At 70.8% G+C, this 15,512-nt stretch carries 14 protein-coding genes; 11 read left to right on the forward strand and 3 right to left on the reverse strand.

The window, feature by feature from the left end; all coding sequences use genetic code 11:
• Positions 1–24: 24 nt before the first annotated feature.
• The 4 genes from HNR02_RS11065 to HNR02_RS11080 all read left to right on the forward strand — a co-directional run bounded on the left by HNR02_RS11065 (position 25) and on the right by HNR02_RS11080 (position 3,380).
• Entirely contained in the window at positions 25–699 is a 675-nt protein-coding gene (locus HNR02_RS11065; protein ID WP_179773050.1) for a TetR/AcrR family transcriptional regulator, read from the forward strand.
• Positions 700–772: 73 nt separating this feature from the next.
• On the forward strand, positions 773–1,201 hold the full coding sequence (locus HNR02_RS11070; RefSeq protein ID WP_246338540.1) for a DUF6194 family protein: 429 nt from the start codon (positions 773–775) through the stop codon (positions 1,199–1,201).
• A 77-nt stretch (positions 1,202–1,278) separates the two neighbouring features.
• Positions 1,279–2,124 (forward strand): LysR family transcriptional regulator, encoded by an 846-nt coding sequence (locus tag HNR02_RS11075; RefSeq protein WP_179773052.1) that lies wholly within the window; start codon positions 1,279–1,281, stop codon positions 2,122–2,124.
• Positions 2,125–2,237: 113 nt separating this feature from the next.
• Entirely contained in the window at positions 2,238–3,380 is a 1,143-nt protein-coding gene (locus tag HNR02_RS11080) for a Cmx/CmrA family chloramphenicol efflux MFS transporter (RefSeq protein ID WP_179773053.1), read from the forward strand.
• Here HNR02_RS11080 and HNR02_RS11085 read toward each other — a convergent pair.
• A complete protein-coding gene (locus HNR02_RS11085; protein WP_179773054.1) occupies positions 3,324–4,091 on the reverse strand; it encodes an NAD(P)H-dependent oxidoreductase in 768 nt (255 codons plus the stop codon). The two genes, HNR02_RS11080 and HNR02_RS11085, sit on opposite strands and share 57 nt — an antisense overlap.
• Positions 4,092–4,134: 43 nt before the next feature.
• Here HNR02_RS11085 and HNR02_RS11090 point away from each other — a divergent pair, with 43 nt between their 5' ends.
• The gene (locus HNR02_RS11090) at positions 4,135–5,193 is read left to right on the forward strand and encodes a GlxA family transcriptional regulator (protein ID WP_179775851.1); all 1,059 of its coding nucleotides are present in this window, start codon (positions 4,135–4,137) and stop codon (positions 5,191–5,193) included.
• Here HNR02_RS11090 and HNR02_RS11095 read toward each other — a convergent pair.
• A complete protein-coding gene (locus HNR02_RS11095; protein ID WP_376772847.1) occupies positions 5,151–7,886 on the reverse strand; it encodes a sensor domain-containing protein in 2,736 nt (911 codons plus the stop codon). The genes HNR02_RS11090 and HNR02_RS11095 overlap by 43 nt on opposite strands.
• 192 nt (positions 7,887–8,078) lie before the next feature.
• On the opposite strand from HNR02_RS11095, the gene HNR02_RS11100 reads away from it, so the two are divergent.
• The 3 genes from HNR02_RS11100 (at position 8,079) to HNR02_RS11110 (ending at position 11,338) form a co-directional block, all read left to right on the forward strand.
• Entirely contained in the window at positions 8,079–9,239 is a 1,161-nt protein-coding gene (locus HNR02_RS11100) for a beta-ketoacyl synthase N-terminal-like domain-containing protein (RefSeq protein ID WP_179773055.1), read from the forward strand.
• A gap of 92 nt (positions 9,240–9,331) precedes the next feature.
• A complete protein-coding gene (locus HNR02_RS11105) occupies positions 9,332–10,456 on the forward strand; it encodes a 5-methyltetrahydropteroyltriglutamate--homocysteine S-methyltransferase (RefSeq protein WP_179773056.1) in 1,125 nt (374 codons plus the stop codon).
• 105 nt (positions 10,457–10,561) lie between these two features.
• A complete protein-coding gene (locus HNR02_RS11110) occupies positions 10,562–11,338 on the forward strand; it encodes an IclR family transcriptional regulator (RefSeq protein WP_179773057.1) in 777 nt (258 codons plus the stop codon).
• On the opposite strand, the gene HNR02_RS11115 is transcribed toward HNR02_RS11110, so the two are convergent.
• Positions 11,335–12,210 (reverse strand): LLM class flavin-dependent oxidoreductase, encoded by an 876-nt coding sequence (locus tag HNR02_RS11115; RefSeq protein ID WP_179773058.1) that lies wholly within the window; start codon positions 12,208–12,210, stop codon positions 11,335–11,337. The two genes, HNR02_RS11110 and HNR02_RS11115, sit on opposite strands and share 4 nt — an antisense overlap.
• An 89-nt stretch (positions 12,211–12,299) precedes the next feature.
• Between HNR02_RS11115 and HNR02_RS11120 the strand changes: the two genes are divergently transcribed.
• From HNR02_RS11120 to HNR02_RS11130, 3 genes are all read left to right on the forward strand, one after another.
• Positions 12,300–12,866 carry a TetR/AcrR family transcriptional regulator gene (locus HNR02_RS11120; RefSeq protein ID WP_179773059.1) on the forward strand — a complete coding sequence of 189 codons (567 nt, stop codon included), beginning with the start codon at positions 12,300–12,302 and terminating at the stop codon, positions 12,864–12,866.
• Positions 12,867–12,950: 84 nt separating this feature from the next.
• The gene (gene pobA, locus HNR02_RS11125) at positions 12,951–14,132 is read left to right on the forward strand and encodes a 4-hydroxybenzoate 3-monooxygenase (protein ID WP_179773060.1); all 1,182 of its coding nucleotides are present in this window, start codon (positions 12,951–12,953) and stop codon (positions 14,130–14,132) included.
• A 657-nt stretch (positions 14,133–14,789) separates the two neighbouring features.
• On the forward strand, positions 14,790–15,497 hold the full coding sequence (locus HNR02_RS11130) for a Clp protease N-terminal domain-containing protein (protein ID WP_179773061.1): 708 nt from the start codon (positions 14,790–14,792) through the stop codon (positions 15,495–15,497).
• Positions 15,498–15,512: the final 15 nt, after the last annotated feature.

Below are 15,512 nucleotides of genomic sequence, written 5' to 3' on the forward strand. Positions count from 1 at the left end.
CGTCACCGAGAGAGGGGAGACGCGGTGGCCCAGCAGGGGCTTGACACGAAGTACCGGATCGCGGCGACGGCGATGGCCCTGTTCCTGGAACAGGGCTACGAAACCGTCACCGTGGAGGCCGTCGCGGACGCCGCCCAGGTGTCCCGCCGGACCGTCTTCCGGCACTTCGACGGCAAGGACGAGCTGCCCTTCCCGGACCACTCGGCGCGCCTGGAGCTGCTGGCGCGCAACCTGTCCGATCCGACGGGCAGGCGGACGCCGGTCGAGGTCGTCATCGCGGCCACCGAGGCGGTGATGCTCGATTTCCTCAGCAGGCCGGAACTGGTGCTCCCGCGTTACCGCCTCACGCGGCTGGTGCCCGAGCTGCGCAAGCGCGAAGTGCTCGAACACGAGCGTTACGTCGCGCTGACCAGGGCCTACCTGCGTGACCACCTGCCAGCGGATGGGCCGTCGTTCCTGCCGATGGCCCTCGCTGCCCTCATCGACGCCATGCACCGGTCGGCTCTGGGCAACTTCGCCCGCAGCGACGGCACGACCGACGCGTTCGCCGAGCTGGAGGAGGGGATGGAGTGGATCCGCAAGACGCTCGCGTCGGATCAGCACTCCGGCGGTCCGCTGATGCTCGCCGTCCTCCCGGACACCGCCGCCGTGCGGCAGGCGTTGTCGACTCTGCGCGCCGAGGCACAGGACCTACTCTGACGATTACAGTGTGATGTCTATCACTTGTGCCGCACATGAATCACCGCTAACGTGCTTCTTTGGCGCGGTGGATATGGATCAGATTCGCCGGCATCTCACCTCTTTCGAAGGCTCCCGGTTCGTCGAAGCCAACGGGGATTCCTTCGCCATCTACGACCCTCGCGGGGATCTTCCGCCGGAGCGTCAGATGCCCTGGGCCACCCTCGTCACGCACGACGACCCCTACGACTCGGCTTCGCGGCTGGATCGGGACGGGGTCTTCCGGCTCAACATCGGTCTCCCGCGGGACCGGTTCGCCGAACTCGTCGAACCCGGGCGCGAGTACGACGTCACCGCTCTCGACGTGCTGCTGCCGCATCCGGTCTACGGCGGGCAGCACTGGGTCTGCGTGCTCAACCCGGTCCGCACCTGGCCGCGGGCGCGCGGACTGCTCGACGAGGCGTACGACTTCGCCGTGCGGAAGTTCGCCAACGCGGATCGGCGGCGGTCGGCCCGGCCGTAACGGGTCACGACGGACGGGGCCGGGGAAGGTGTGGGCGCCTTCCCCGGGCCGACTCACCACCGTGCACAATCTCCGGCGTGAATCTGGAGGCGGTGCGCGCGTTCGTGGCGGTGACCGAGCGGGGCCAGTTCCGGTACGCGGCCGACGAACTCGGGATCAGCCAGCAGGCGGTGTCCAAGCGGATCGCCGCGCTGGAGCGGGACCTCGGCGTCACCCTGCTGCACCGGCGGCCCACCGGCGCGACCACCACGCTCCGCGGTGCGGCTTTCCTGCCGCAGGCCAGGGAAGTGCTGCGCGTCGTGCAGCGGGCGGTCGACTCGGTGCGCCGCACGGACGAACCACTCAGGGTCGGTGTTCTCTCGCACGACCTCGCGCCCGCCGGACTGCTCCGGCGGTTCCGTCGCCGTTTCCCCGACCTGGCGGTCGAAACCCGGGTACTCGGCGGCGCGCGGCCGGTGCTCGCCGCGCTCGACGACGGCGGCGTGGACGCCGTGTTCTGCCGCGTCACCGGTACGGCACAGGGAATCGAGCACCGGGCCGTCCACCTCGAACCGCTGCAGGTGGTCGTCGGTCACCGGCATCCGCTCGCCGCGAAGGGCAGGGTGCACCCGCGCGAGTTGCAGCCCTACCCGGCGCGTGTCGCGGGCGCCGACTGGGCGTCCTTCTGCGGACAGTTCGCCAGGGACTTCGCGCTGCATCTCGACATCGCGGGCGCGGGAGAACTGCTCGACACCATCGCCGCGTCCCGCACGCTGATCACCTTCGCCGGGGCCGGAACCCGGTTGCCGGAGCGACCGGTCCGCCGCGTGCCCCTCGCCGAGCCGGCGCCGCGCTACCCGTGGTCGCTGGCCTGGCGCACCGGCGCCGGGCACCCGGATCTGCCCACACTCGTCGCGCACCTCCCGCCCGCCGCGGGAAAATGAGTCGATCACCGCGCCGCGGCCGGATATTCTCGGCCGCGTGAACAGCCCCGAGTCGGACAGAAGCCAGCGGTTCGCCGCGAGCATTTCTGTTTCTCCGACTCGGGAGTTTTCTCATGCCCTTTTCCGTCTACCTGCTCGGGCTCGCCGTGTTCGCCCAGAGCACCTCGGAGTTCATGCTGTCCGGGCTCGTCCCGGACATCGCCACTGATCTGCACGTCTCCATCGCCGACGCCGGTTACCTGACCTCGGCCTTCGCCGTCGGGATGATCGTCGGCGCGCCACTGCTCGCGATACTCGCCCGGCGCTGGCCACAACGCCGGGCCGTCACCGCGTTCCTCGTCGTGTTCGCCGCCGCGCACGTGCTCGGTGCCCTCACCGCGAGCTACGCCATCCTGCTCATCACCCGGATCGTGGCGGCGCTCGCCAACGCCGGGTTCTGGGCGCTGGCGACCACGGTCGCGGTCGGGCTCGTCGCGCCGGACGCCAAGGGGCGCGCGATGTCCGTCGTGATGGGCGGCGTCACGATCGCTTGTGTCGCAGGCGTTCCCGGCGGTGCGGTGCTGGGCCAGGCGTGGGGCTGGCGCTCCGCGTTCTGGGCCGTGGCCGCGCTCGCCGTCGCCGCGACGGTCGCGGTGGTGCGCACCATCCCGGTCGGCAGGCCGGACACTCCGGCCACGGCGGTGCGTCCGCTGCTGCGACGTCCGTTGCTGCTGACCTACGCGACCAACGCGCTCGTGCAGGGCGCGACGTTCTGCACGTTCACCTACCTCGCGCCGCTGGTCACGGACGTCGCGGGGCTGCCGGAGGCGTGGATGCCGGGCACGCTCGTGTTGTTCGGGCTCGGCGCGTGCGCCGGGATCACCTTCGGCGGCCGGATCGCCGACGCGCGGCCACGGGCCGTCCTGCTGACCGGGACCGTGGCATTGACGATCGGCTGGGTCGCGCTCGCGGTGAGCGCCGCCAGCCCGGTCGTGACGCTGGTTCTCGTGTTCTGCCAAGGGATGCTGGCCTTCGGGCTCGCACCCGCGCTGACCGCGCGCGTCTTCTACCAGGCGCCGGGCAACGCGCTGGCCGGTGGATTCACCACCGCCGCGTTCAACGTCGGCAACACGCTCGGTCCGGCGCTCGGCGGGCTCGCGCTCGACGCGGGGCTCGGGTTTCGTTCGCCCGTCGTGGTCAGCGCCGTCCTCGTGGTGGTGTCAGTCGCGCTGGTGTATGGCCAGGTCGGAGCGGCCCGGAGCGAGATCGCGCCGTAGCACCAGGTTCTCGTCGTAGTCGCCGCGGTTCTGGTGGCGGAACGGGATCGGCTCCGCCGTCGACAGCGTGCGGAGCCGGTCCCGTAACCCGCCGACCGCCGCGGTGAACCCGGCTTCGTCCAGACGATCCGCGCCCAGCACCGCGAACGGCGGCAGCGGTTCGATCCCGGTGTACCAGAAAGTGCCGTGGTGCAAGGGAAACAGCAGATCGGTCAGCTCGCCGTGGATGCCGCGCGGGCCGATGCCGGACTCCCGGGCGCCGATCGTGGTCACCACCATCGCCCGCTTGCCGGTCAGCTTCCCGTCGCCGTAACGCAGGACCGTGCCGTCGTCCGCGGTGATCCCGTAGCCGAGACCCTTGACGAGGACCCGGTCGAACCAGCCCTTGAGGATGGCGGGCATTCCGTACCACCACATCGGGAACTGCAGCACGACCGCGTCCGCCCAGGCCAGTTTCTCCTGCTCCGCCAGCACGTCCGCGGACAGTCGCCCGCTCTCGTAGGCTTCCTGCGACGCCGTCGCGACGAGCATGCGTTTGCCCGGATCGTGGGCGAAATCGTCGTAGCCGACCACCGGGTTCCACTTCATCGCGTACAGGTCCGACATCCGGTGGGCGTGGCCGAACTCGTCCAGTGCTTTCAGTCCTTCGTCGCGCAGGGCGGCGTTGAGCGAGCGTCCCTCGGGGTGGGCGAAGATCCACAACACGTTCATGCCCCCACGTTCCGCCGCGCGGCACCCGTCGGCGAGTGGCCCGATGGCCAATGTGTGTCAGAATCGGGCCATGACGGTTTTCGCCGACGACGGACGGCACCGGGTCGCCGTCCTGGTCCGCGCGGGCCTGCTGCCGATCGAGGTGGGCATCGTGCACCGCCTGTTCGGGCAGGCCAGGGCCGGTGGCAGGCCGCTCTACGAGGTCCTCACCTGTGCGCTCGAACCCGGCGTGGTGCGCACCGACGCCGACTTCAGCGTCAACGTCGAGCACGGCCTGGGCGCACTCGCCGAAGCCGGCACGGTGATCGTCGCGTCCTCCGACGAGGACTACGGACCCCAGCCCGGCGGTCCACTGCGGGGCCCGCTCGCCGACGCGTTCGACGCGCTCCCGCCCGGCACCCGCGTCGCGTCGATCTGCAGTGGCGCCTTCGTGCTCGCCGCCGCCGGGCTGCTCGACGGCCGCCCGGCCACGACGCACTGGCAGTCCGCCGACGACCTGCGCACGCTCTACCCACGCGTGCGGGTCGACCCGAACGTCCTCTACACCGAGTCCGGCAACGTGCTGACCTCGGCCGGGGTGGCGTCCGGCATCGACCTGTGCCTGCACATGATCCGCCGCGACCACGGCGCCGCGGTGGCCAACGAAGTCGCGCGCGGCACGATCGTCGCCCCGCACCGCGAAGGCGGGCAGGCCCAGTACATCGCGCGGCCGGTGCCCGAACCCGCGGTGTCCTCCACCGGCGCCGCGCGCGCCTGGGCGCTGGAGAACCTGCACCGCCCGCTGACCCTGCGCCAGCTCGCGGCCCGCGAGTCGATGAGCGTGCGCACCTTCACCCGCCGCTTCCGCGAGGAGGCCGGGATCTCACCCGGCCAGTGGCTCACCCAGCAGCGGATCGAGCGCGCCCGCCAGCTGCTCGAAGAGACCGACCTGCCGATCGACCGGGTCGCCGAGGACGCCGGGTTCGGCAGCGCCGGGTCGCTGCGCCAGCACCTGCAGGCCGCGCTCGGCGTCTCACCCAGCGGCTACCGCTACACCTTCCGCGGCAGCCGGGCCGTGGATCAGGACCACAGCTCGGCCGCGGGCGCCGGTTTGCCCAGGTAGTAGCCCTGGGCCTGATCGCAGCCGAGCCGTTTCAGGATCTCCAGCTGGGTCTCGTTCTCCACGCCCTCCGCCACGACGGTCAGGTGCACCGCGTGGGCCATCGCGATGATGCTCGTGACGATCACCTCGGCGTCACCGGTTTCCCCCAGCCGCGTGATGAAGGACCGGTCGATCTTCAACGTGTCGAGGGTCAGCCGCTGCAGCTGCGCGAGCGAGGAGTAACCAGTGCCGAAGTCGTCGATCGCCAGGCAGACCCCGAGTTCACGCAGCGCGGCCAGGGTCTTGCTGGTGACCGTCGAATCCCGCATCAGCGCGCTCTCGGTGATCTCCAGGCACAGCGCCGTGGCGGGCAGGCCGGTGACGGCCAGCGCCTCCTCGACGGCCAGCACCAGTGCCGGATCGTCCAGCTGCCGGGTCGACAAGTTGATCTTCAACCCGACGTTGGCGCCCGCCGCGCGACGGTCCGCCACCTCGCGGGTGGTCTCACGGAGGATGTGCGAGCCGAGCAAGTTGATCAGATCGCTCTCCTCCGCCAGCGGGATGAACTCCGCGGGCGAGATCGGCCCGTGCACCGGGTGCGTCCAGCGCAGCAGCGCCTCGACCGCGACCATCTCGTCGGTGCGCAGATCGACGACCGGCTGGTAGGCCGCCCACAACCGGCTGTGCCGGACCGCGTCGCGCAGGTCCTGCTCCAGCCGCAGCCGCCGCTGCAGGCGCATGCGCAGCTCGACGTCGAAGAACTCGAACCGGCCGCGGCCCAGCGTCTTCGCGTGGTACATGGCCACGTCCGCGTCACGCAGCAACTCGTCGGCCTCGCGCTGGTCGCCGGGGCCGGTCAGCACGATCCCGATGCTGGCGTCGACGTGCAGGCGCCGCCCGTCGACCGAGATCGGCGTGGTCAGCGCGTCGCGGATGTGGTTGGTCAGCGCCTGGACGCCGGACTCGTCGTGCACGCCGAACGCGATCACCACGAACTCGTCGCCGCCGAGCCTGCCCACCACGTCACCGGCGCGCACCGCGTGCCGCAGTCGCTCACCGGCGATCTGCAGCACCCTGTCCCCGACCGTGTGCCCCAGCGAGTCGTTGATGACCTTGAACTTGTCCAGGTCGATGAACAGCACCGCGGTGGCGCCGTACCCGGCCTCGTGCAGGGCCGAGTTCAGCCGCTGCAGCACGAGCGTGCGGTTGGCCAGCCCGGTCAGCGGATCGTGGGTGGCGTCGTGGGCGAGTCGTTCCCCAATCGCCTTGCGCTCGGTGATGTCGCTGAACGACAACACGAACGCCGAGGAGGCCATGTCCTCCGGGTTCATCGCGCGGCAGGACACCGACAGCCACACGGTCCGGCCGTCGTCGCGCTTGGCCCGCATCACGCGGCCCTGCTGCGGCAGGCCACTGACACGCAGCTGGGCCGAGGGGTACTCCGACGGGTCGAGCCGCCGCCCGTCCTCGTCGTAGAGCGGCCAGGTGTCCGGTGGCGCGCCGAGCATGTCCGCCTCGCTGGCGCCGAGGATGTGCTCGGCGGCGGGGTTGGCCGACACGACCCGCCCGTTCGGGCCGATCACCAGCACACCCTCGTCGAGTGCCGCGACGACCGTGCTGAACTGGCGTTCCGCGCGGCGGCGGGCGGTCTCGTCCGCGCACACCAGCACGTAGCCCTCGTCCATCGCGGCCGCCGACACCCGCACCGCGAGCGCCGATCCGTCGGCCGCGCGGTGTGTCGCCTGCGCGACCCCGCCGTGGGCGACCACTTCGCCGGGGTCGAGCGGCGCCCCCACGAGCTTGCCGACCTCCCGGCCCAGCGCGTCGGCGGCGCGGCGGCCGTAGATGGTCTCGGCGGCGGTGTTCCAGCTGGTCACGCGGCCCTGACCGTCGGTGGCGACGATCGCGTCGCTGACGTGCTGCACGAGCGCGGCCTGGAACCGCAGCGCCGCTTCGGCGGCCCGCTGGGCGCTGATGTCCCGCATGATCACCTGGAAGGCCGGCTTGCCCTCCCAGGTGGTGCGCACCGACACCGATTCGACGGTAACCTGGCCGCCGTCCAGCAGGGTCAGCACCGCCTCGGACGGCTCGGACGTCGCGCCGGGCGAGCTGAGCCCGGCGATCCGGCGCAGCATCGAGGGCACCGACGGCGGCTCGACGAAATCGGTGATCGGGCGGCCGATCAGCTCGGACGCGGTGCGGGCGCCGACGAACCGGACGGCGGCCGGGTTGGCGTAGGTCAGCACGCCGTACTGGTGCACGACGATGCCGTCCGGGCTCAGCTCGACCAGCAGGCGGTAGCGGTCGGCGAGGTCGGCCAGCTCGCGGCGGTCCTCGTGACGGTCGGTGACGTCGGTGGCGATGCCGAGCAGCCCGTCGGTGAACGTGCGGGCGCGGAACCGGATCCAGCGCGAGTCACCCGCCGGGGTTTCGTAGGGCTGCTCCAGCTCCAGGTCGTGCCAGACCGGCGCGGTGCGGGCCGCCACCATGAGCGGTTCGACCAGCCCGGCGAGCCGGGCGCGGACCTCGTCCTCCGGTGCGCCGGGCAGGGCGAGGAGCCGGTCGAGGCCCGGCCGCCAGGTGAGGACGTCGTCGGCGGAGCCGTAGGACCAGATGACCGCGCGGTCGGCGGACAGCGCCAGGTCGACGACCTGTTCGTGATCGATGGACAGGTCACCCACGCCTTCCCCGGGGTTGGCGTTTGGCTCCATCATCCGTCCGATCCGCCGAGCATTCCCCTGCACTTCGATTACATCATTCGGCGGTATCGCCGTGGGTCGTCCGCACCAATCTGCGGTGACGGACCTCCGTTGATTATGGCCTTTCGCCTCTGGCGACGTTCGCTTGAGACGAGTCCGTTCCTCGGGACGGATCGTAGAGGCAAGAACGAAGGAGGGGCGAGTGCGATGGACTCGCGGCAAATGGCAATCTGCGGAATCGGAGCGGTCACCGGCTACGGATGGGGCCGGGAGTTGTTGTGGGACGGGCTGACCTCGGGAAAGCCCGCGGCGGGACTGGAATCCGGTTACGGACCGCAACCGGATGAGCCCGGCTGGGTCGCGAAGGTGACCGACGGCGGTCACCCGATGGACGGACCGAGCCGGTTCGCCAGGGCGATGCGGGCCGCGGCCAGGGAGGCGATAGCCGACGCGGGGGAGCGCGGCTGGCAGCCCGGCAAGCGGGTCGGACTGCTGCATGCGGTGGTGCTCGGCGAGGTGGACCTGTGGCGGCAGTTCTACCTCGACCGGGGCGGCGACGTGCGGCCCCGCGAGTATCTGGGGCTGATGCCCTCCACCCCGATGTCGACCTTCATGCAGGAGTACGGCTTCCACGGCCCGGCGATGAACGTGTCCGCGATGTGCGCCTCCGGCAACGCCGGGCTGCTCACCGCGAAGGCGTGGCTGGACGCCGGCATCGTGGACGACGTGGTGTTCGTCGCGACCGACATCTCCGCGACACCGGAGAACGTGCGGCACTTCGTGCGACTCGGCGTGGCGGTCACCGACACCGAACCGCTCGAAGCGTGCCGTCCCTTCCAGGAGGGCAGCCTCGGGTTCCTGATGGGTGAGGCGTCGGTGGCGTTCGTGTTGTCGCGCAACGCCGTCCGGCCCTACGCGCTCACCCTGGGCGGCGCGATGTCGCACGACGGGTACCACGTGACCTCGGTGGACCCGGACCTCGGCCAGGTCCGCGGCTGCTTCCGGGACGCGCTGGCCAACGCGGGGGTGCCCGCCTCGGCCATCCGGTACCTCAACGCGCACGGGCCGGGCACGAAGCAGTGCGACACCGCCGAAGCGGCGATCCTGGAGCAGGAGTTCGGGCCGGAGGCCGGGGTGTACTCGGTCAAACCGCTGACCGGGCACTGCCAGGGCGCGGCCTCGGCGGTCGAGGTGTCGGTCGCGGCGCTCGGCTACGACCGCGGGTTCGTTCCGGCGCCGATCCGGGTGGCGCCGGGACATCCGCAGCTGCTCACCGGCCGCGTGCCGGTCGGTGACGGCCTGACCGCCAAGTCGTCGCTCGGCATGGGCGGCCACAACTCGGTGGTCGTGCTCGCCCCGCCCGCCTGAGCGGGACCCTTCCGCCCCGCGGCGCGCGACCGGGTTGCCGCGGGGTGGAAGGCGGGGTTGTGGCGGCACCGGTGGTGCCCGAAGATCGGGGCATGACTGTGCGCACGACACCGCCGTTTCGCGCCGACCACGTGGGCAGCCTGCTGCGCCCCGCCGAACTGCACCGGGCTCGTGAGGACTTCGCCCGCGGCGCGATCGGCGCCGGGGACCTCAAGGCCGCCGAGGACTCCGCGATCCGCGACGTGGTCGCGATGCAGCGTGCGGCCGGGCTCCGTTCGGCCACCGACGGCGAGTTCCGCCGGGCCTCGTGGCACATGGACTTCATCTACCAGCTCGACGGCATCTCACGCAGCGACGAGAAGCTGCACGTCCAGTTCCACAACGCGGCCGGGGACATCGAATTCAGCCCCGCGGGCCTGAAAGTCGACGGCAAGGTCGGCCTGTCCGGCACGATCTTCGGCGACCACTTCACGTTCCTCAAGTCCATTGTGGACCAGACGCAGACGCCGAAGCAGACCATCCCCTCGCCCAGTATGATCTACTACCGGGGCGGCAGGCGAGCCGTGTCCGAGCAGGTCTACCCCGACCTGGAGGACTTCTACACCGACCTCGCCGCGGCCTACGCGAAGCAGATCGCCGGCATGGCCGAGCTGGGCTGCACCTACCTGCAGCTCGACGACACCAGCCTCGCCTACCTCAACGACCCGGCGCAGCGGCGGATGGTCGCCGAGATGGGCGGCGACCCGGACAAGCAGCACGTGCGCAACATCAAGACGATGAACGCCGCGCTGGCCGGCCGCCCCGAGGGCCTGACCGTGACCACGCACCTGTGCCGCGGCAACTTCCGCTCGTCGTGGGTCGCCTCCGGCGGGTACGACTTCGTCGCCGACGCGCTCTTCAACGAGCTGGACGTGGACGGGTACTTCCTGGAGTTCGACGACGAGCGCTCCGGCGGGTTCGAGCCGCTGCGGTTCGTGCCGAAGGGCAAGTACGTCGTGCTCGGCCTGGTCACCACCAAGCGGGGCGAGCTGGAGACGGTCGACTCGCTGCGGCGGCGCATCGACCAGGCCGCCCGGTACGTCGATCTGGACCAGCTGTGCCTGTCCGGGCAGTGCGGGTTCTCCTCCACGGAGGAGGGCAACGACCTCACACCCGGCGAGCAGAAGGCGAAGCTGGAGCGGATCGTGGAGACCGCCGAACTCGTGTGGGGTCGTTAGGTCGTGTTCCTGAGCGGCGGAGCCCGCTTGCTGTGGGCCGTGCGCCGGCACCGCCACCCGCACCGCCACGCAAGCCGCTGCCGAAACAGTCTCTAACCTGGTCGGATGCGGCACACTTCGGCGCAGGCGCCTTCCGTCGTCGATCGCGTGCTCGACGTGCTGGCCGCGTTCACCCCGGACCGGCCCGCACTGACCCTGTCCGAGCTGAGCCGCCGCACCGGCCTGCCGCTGTCGACGACCCACCGGATCGTCGGCGAGCTGGCCCGGCGCGGCGCTCTGGAGCGGCAGGACGACGGGCGCTACCGGGTCGGGTTGTGGTTGTGGGAGGTCGCGTCGCTGTCGCCGCGTGGCCCGGTGCTGCGCGACGCCGCGATGCCCTTCCTGGAGGACCTCTACGAGGCCACGCACGAGAACGTCCAGCTCGCGGTGCTGGACGTGCCCGACGTGGTCTACGTCGAGCGGATCTCCGGGCGCAACGCGGTCAGCATCGTGTCCCGCCCCGGCGGACGGCTGGCCGCGCACGCGACCGGGGTCGGGCTGGTGCTGCTCGCGCACGCTCCGGCGGAGGTCCAGGAGCAGGTGCTGGCCGCGCCGCTGCGCCGGTACACCGGCAAGACGATCACCTCGGCCGAAGAGCTGCGGCGCGTACTGGCCGACGTCCGGCGCGACGGCTACGTGATCAGCGACCGGCAGGTCGAGATGGTGTCGCTGTCGGTCGCCGCGCCGGTCCACGGCGCGGACGACACCGTGGTCGCCGCGATTTCGATCGTCATCCCCGCCTCGGGGCCGGACCCGCGGTCGATGGTGCCCGCGGTGCGGGCCGCCGCGCGGGGGATCTCGCGGACGCTGGGGGCTCCCCGCGCGCTACGACAACCCAGTTAGAGCTTCGCGATCAGCTCGTCGGCGACCCACTTCGCGACGCCCTCCGGATAGGGATCGGCGAGGCCGAGCACGACGTGGGTGAACCCGGCGCCGGTCGCTTCGCGGATCTTGGCGCGGGTCGTCTCCGGCTGGTCGTAGGACACGGGCAGGGCGATCGAGCGGGTGATCTCGCGGGGATCGCGGCCGATCTCGGCGCAGAAGCGGTCCAGGAGCTTGCTGCGCCCCACCAGATCGTCGATGTCGCCGCCGCCCGGGATGTTCCACAGGTCGGCGTGCTCGGCGACCACCCGCAGCGTTCCCGACGCGCGGCCGCCGATCATGATGGGCGGGTGCGGGCGCTGGACGGGCTTGGGGTTGGCGAACGCGCTGGTGAGCCGCACGTGCTCGCCGTGGAAGTCGAACGGGACCTCCTCGGTCCACAGCTTCCGGATGACCGTGCACGCCTCGCCGAGCGCGGCCACGGCGTGGTCCGCGTCGTGATAGGGCAGGCCGTGCGCGTCGTACTCGCGCCGGGCCATCGGGACGCTCTGACGGGAGCCGGCGCCGATGCCGAAATCGAGCCGTCCGCCGGAGACGACGTCCACCGTGGTGGCGATCTTGGCGAGCATCGCGGGCGGCCGGAACCGGTTGCTGGTCACGAGCAGGCCGAGGCGCATCCGCTCGGTCTGGGCGGCCATCGCCGACAGCAGCGTCCAGCCTTCGAAGATCGGCCCGTCCGGAGGGCCCCAGATCGGCATGAGGTGGTCGAACAGCCAGGCGTGCTCGATCTCCGGGATCGCGTCGGCCTCGCGCCAGACCCGCAGCACATCGTCGTAGCCGACCTGCTGCGGGTAGGTCGCGATGCCGAAACTGGGCAGGGATGTGTGCGACATGGACCCGGTCCTCCATACTGAGTTAAGCGGAACGTTGCTCCAGTAACGATACGGAGCATTGTTCCGCTTGGCAAGGAAGGAGTCATCGCGTGAACAAGGACGCGGGCCGGGCCAAGCGGGCGGACGCACGGCGCAATCAGGAGGCGCTGCTCGACGCGGCCGCCGCGGCATTCGTCGAGTCCGGCGTGGAGGCGCCGGTGCGGGACATCGCGGCCAGGGCCGGTGTCGGGATGGGCACGATCTACCGCCACTTCCCGACCCGCGCCGACCTGATCATCGCCGTGTACCGGCACCAGGTCGAAGCCTGCGCCGAGGCCGGGCCCGCGCTGCTGGCCTCCAGCGAAACCCCCTACGCCGCACTGGTGGAGTGGGTCAGCCTGTTCGTCGACTTCCTGGTCACCAAGCACGGGCTCGCCGGTGTGCTGCGCTCGGACGACGCCGGGTTCCAGGCGCTGCACGCGTGGTTCCTCGAACGCCTTCAGCCCGTGGGGGCCCAGCTGCTCGACGCCGCGAAGGAGTCCGGCGAGATCGCCTCGGACATCACGACCTACGAACTGCTGCGTGGCGTGGGAAACCTCTGCGTCGGCGCCGAACACGACCCGGCCTACGACGCGCGACGGCTGGTCGGGTTCCTCGTCGCCGGACTGCGACCGTAGCTTCCACTCAGTGGAAGTAGTGCTGGCCCCGGCGGTGACCCGCCCGCATGCTGGGGGCCGGAACAACGAGGTTGGGAGGTCGCGGTGACGCGCACACAGGTCGGGATCATCGGCGCCGGGCCGGCCGGGCTGCTGCTGTCGTACCTGCTGCACGCCGAGGGTGTCGACGCCGTCGTCCTGGAGGCACGCAGCCGCTCCTACGTCGAAAAGCGGGTGCGGGCGGGCGTATGCGAGCACCCCACGGTCGAGCTGTTGCGCGAGATCGGGGTCGGTGCCCGGATGGACGCGGAGGGCCTGCCGCACCACGGGTTCTCGCTGCGGTTCGACGGGCAGGACCACCGCATCGCGCTGACCGAGCTGACCGGCAAGTCCATCACCGTGTACGGGCAGCAGGAGATCGTCAAGGACCTGATCGCCGCGCACGAGGCCGGGGGCTACCCGATCCACTTCGAGGTTTCCGACGTCGAACTGCACGACGTCGACACGGACAGCCCGCGCGTCACCTACCGCGACGCCGACGGCGCCGCGCGGACCCTGGACTGCGACGTGATCGCCGGCTGCGACGGCTTCCACGGCATCAGCCGCCCGACGATCCCCGCCGACCGCGTGCAGACGTTCGACCGGACCTACCCCTTCGCCTGGCTGGGTGTCCTCGCGCGGACGCCGCCTTCGCACGAGGAGCTGATCTACGCCCACCACGAGCGCGGATTCGCCCTGCACAGCATGCGGTCCCCGGAGATCACGAGGCTCTACCTGCAGGTGCCCAGCGACGAGAAGATCGAGGGCTGGTCCGACGACCGGATCTGGTCGGAGCTGGAGGTCCGCCTCACGACGAACGCGCGGGACTTCGTGCTGCGCGAGGGCCCGATCTTGGACAAGGGCATCACGCCGATGCGCAGCTTCGTCACCGAACCCATGCAGTACGGCCGCCTGTTCCTCGCCGGCGACGCGGCGCACATCGTCCCGCCCACCGGCGCCAAGGGGATGAACCTCGCGGTCGCCGACGTCCGTGTGCTGTCCCGTGCGCTGGTGGAACTGGTGCAGCACAAGCGGAGCGAGCTGGCGGAGTCCTATTCGGACACCTGCCTGCGCCGGGTCTGGCGTGCCGAGCACTTCTCCTGGTACATGACCTCGATGCTGCATGTGGACCCGGCGGCGGACGCCTTCTCCCGGCGCTTGCAGCTGTCGCAACTCCGGTACACGGCTTCGTCCCGCGCGGCGGCGACGAGCGTTGCGGAGAACTACGTGGGGTTGCCTTTCGCTTGAGGGCTCGGTTTTGGCGCTACGTGGGTGGTGGCGCTACGCGGGTTCTTTGCGCTACGCGCGTATCTACTGCGCCGGCTTCGCTTCGCTATGCCCCGATCGCCCCTGCCGAACCCGATCTTTCAGTGTCTTTGGCGGCCGAGCAGACGCGTCAAGGCGGGAAAGCGTGCCTTGACCCGCCTGATCGGCCGCCAAAGCTGGCTGGGGATCGGGTTGCGGGAGAGGGCTGGTTCGGGGGTGGCTGCCTTGCGTTGCCGGGTGGCGGTTGGCGAATGGGGGGTTCGGGGTGCTGAGTGTGGGACTCGGCGTCGGGAAGGTGGGACTCGCCGATGGCGCCCGCGAGTCCCACACTCCCGCGCGCGAGTTCCACGCTCGCAACCGGCACCCGGCGACGCAACGCAGCCCGCCTGCCGTCCAGTCCTCCCCCGCACCCCGATCCTCAGCCTGGTTCAGCGGACGATCAGGTGCTGTCAAGGCACGCTTTCCCGCCTTGACGGCGCCTGCTCGGCCGTTGAAACAATCGGAAATTGGGGCGGCCTCACCGATTGCGAGCTTGCGAGCCCGGTGTCCGAGGTACGCGCGTCGCGCCCAAACCCGCGTAGCGGTGGGGCCGTCAACCCGAGGTTGACGAAACGCAGATCGTCAACCTATGGTTGACGCATGACGAACACAGTTCGCCTCGACGATCTGATCGAGGCCGTCAAACGACAGCACCCCGACGCCGACCCGCTGCAGCACCTGGCCGACGCGGTCATGCTCGGCGAGTACCTTGGCGATCTCGCCGACCATCTGATCGGCCACTTCGTCGACCAGGCCCGGCGGTCCGGCGCGTCCTGGACCGACATCGGGACCAGCATGGGGGTGTCGAAGCAGGCGGCGCAGAAACGGTTCGTGCCCAAGGAGTCCGCGGACGTCGCCGCGTTCAGCCGGTTCACCGAGCGTGCCCGTGCCGCGATCGTGGCCGCCGAGAAGCTGGCACGGGGTGCCGGAAGCGAGCAGATCGGCACCGGGCACGTCCTGGTCGGCGTGATCGACCAGCGGGAAGGTCTTGCCGCGAAGGCGATCGAGAAGCTCGGGGCGACGCCCGAGCAGATCGGCGAGGCCGTCAACGCGACCCTGCCGCCACGGGTCGACGAGCTGCCCGTGCACATCCCGTTCAGCCCGGCCGCGCGCAAGGTCGTCGAGCTGACCGTGCGGGAAGCGTTGCGGCTCGGGCACAACTACGTCGGTACCGAGCACATGCTGCTGGCCCTGCTCGACCAGGCCGAGGGCCCGGCGTTCGACGTGCTCACGGAACTGGGCATCACCAAGGACGCCGTCGAGGAGGAGATCCGCGCGATGCTGCGGATGATGTTCCCCGACGCGTGACGGGCGCCCGCGAGG

This window comes from Amycolatopsis endophytica, assembly GCF_013410405.1.
Taxonomy (GTDB): Bacteria; Actinomycetota; Actinomycetes; order Mycobacteriales; family Pseudonocardiaceae; genus Amycolatopsis_E; species Amycolatopsis_E endophytica.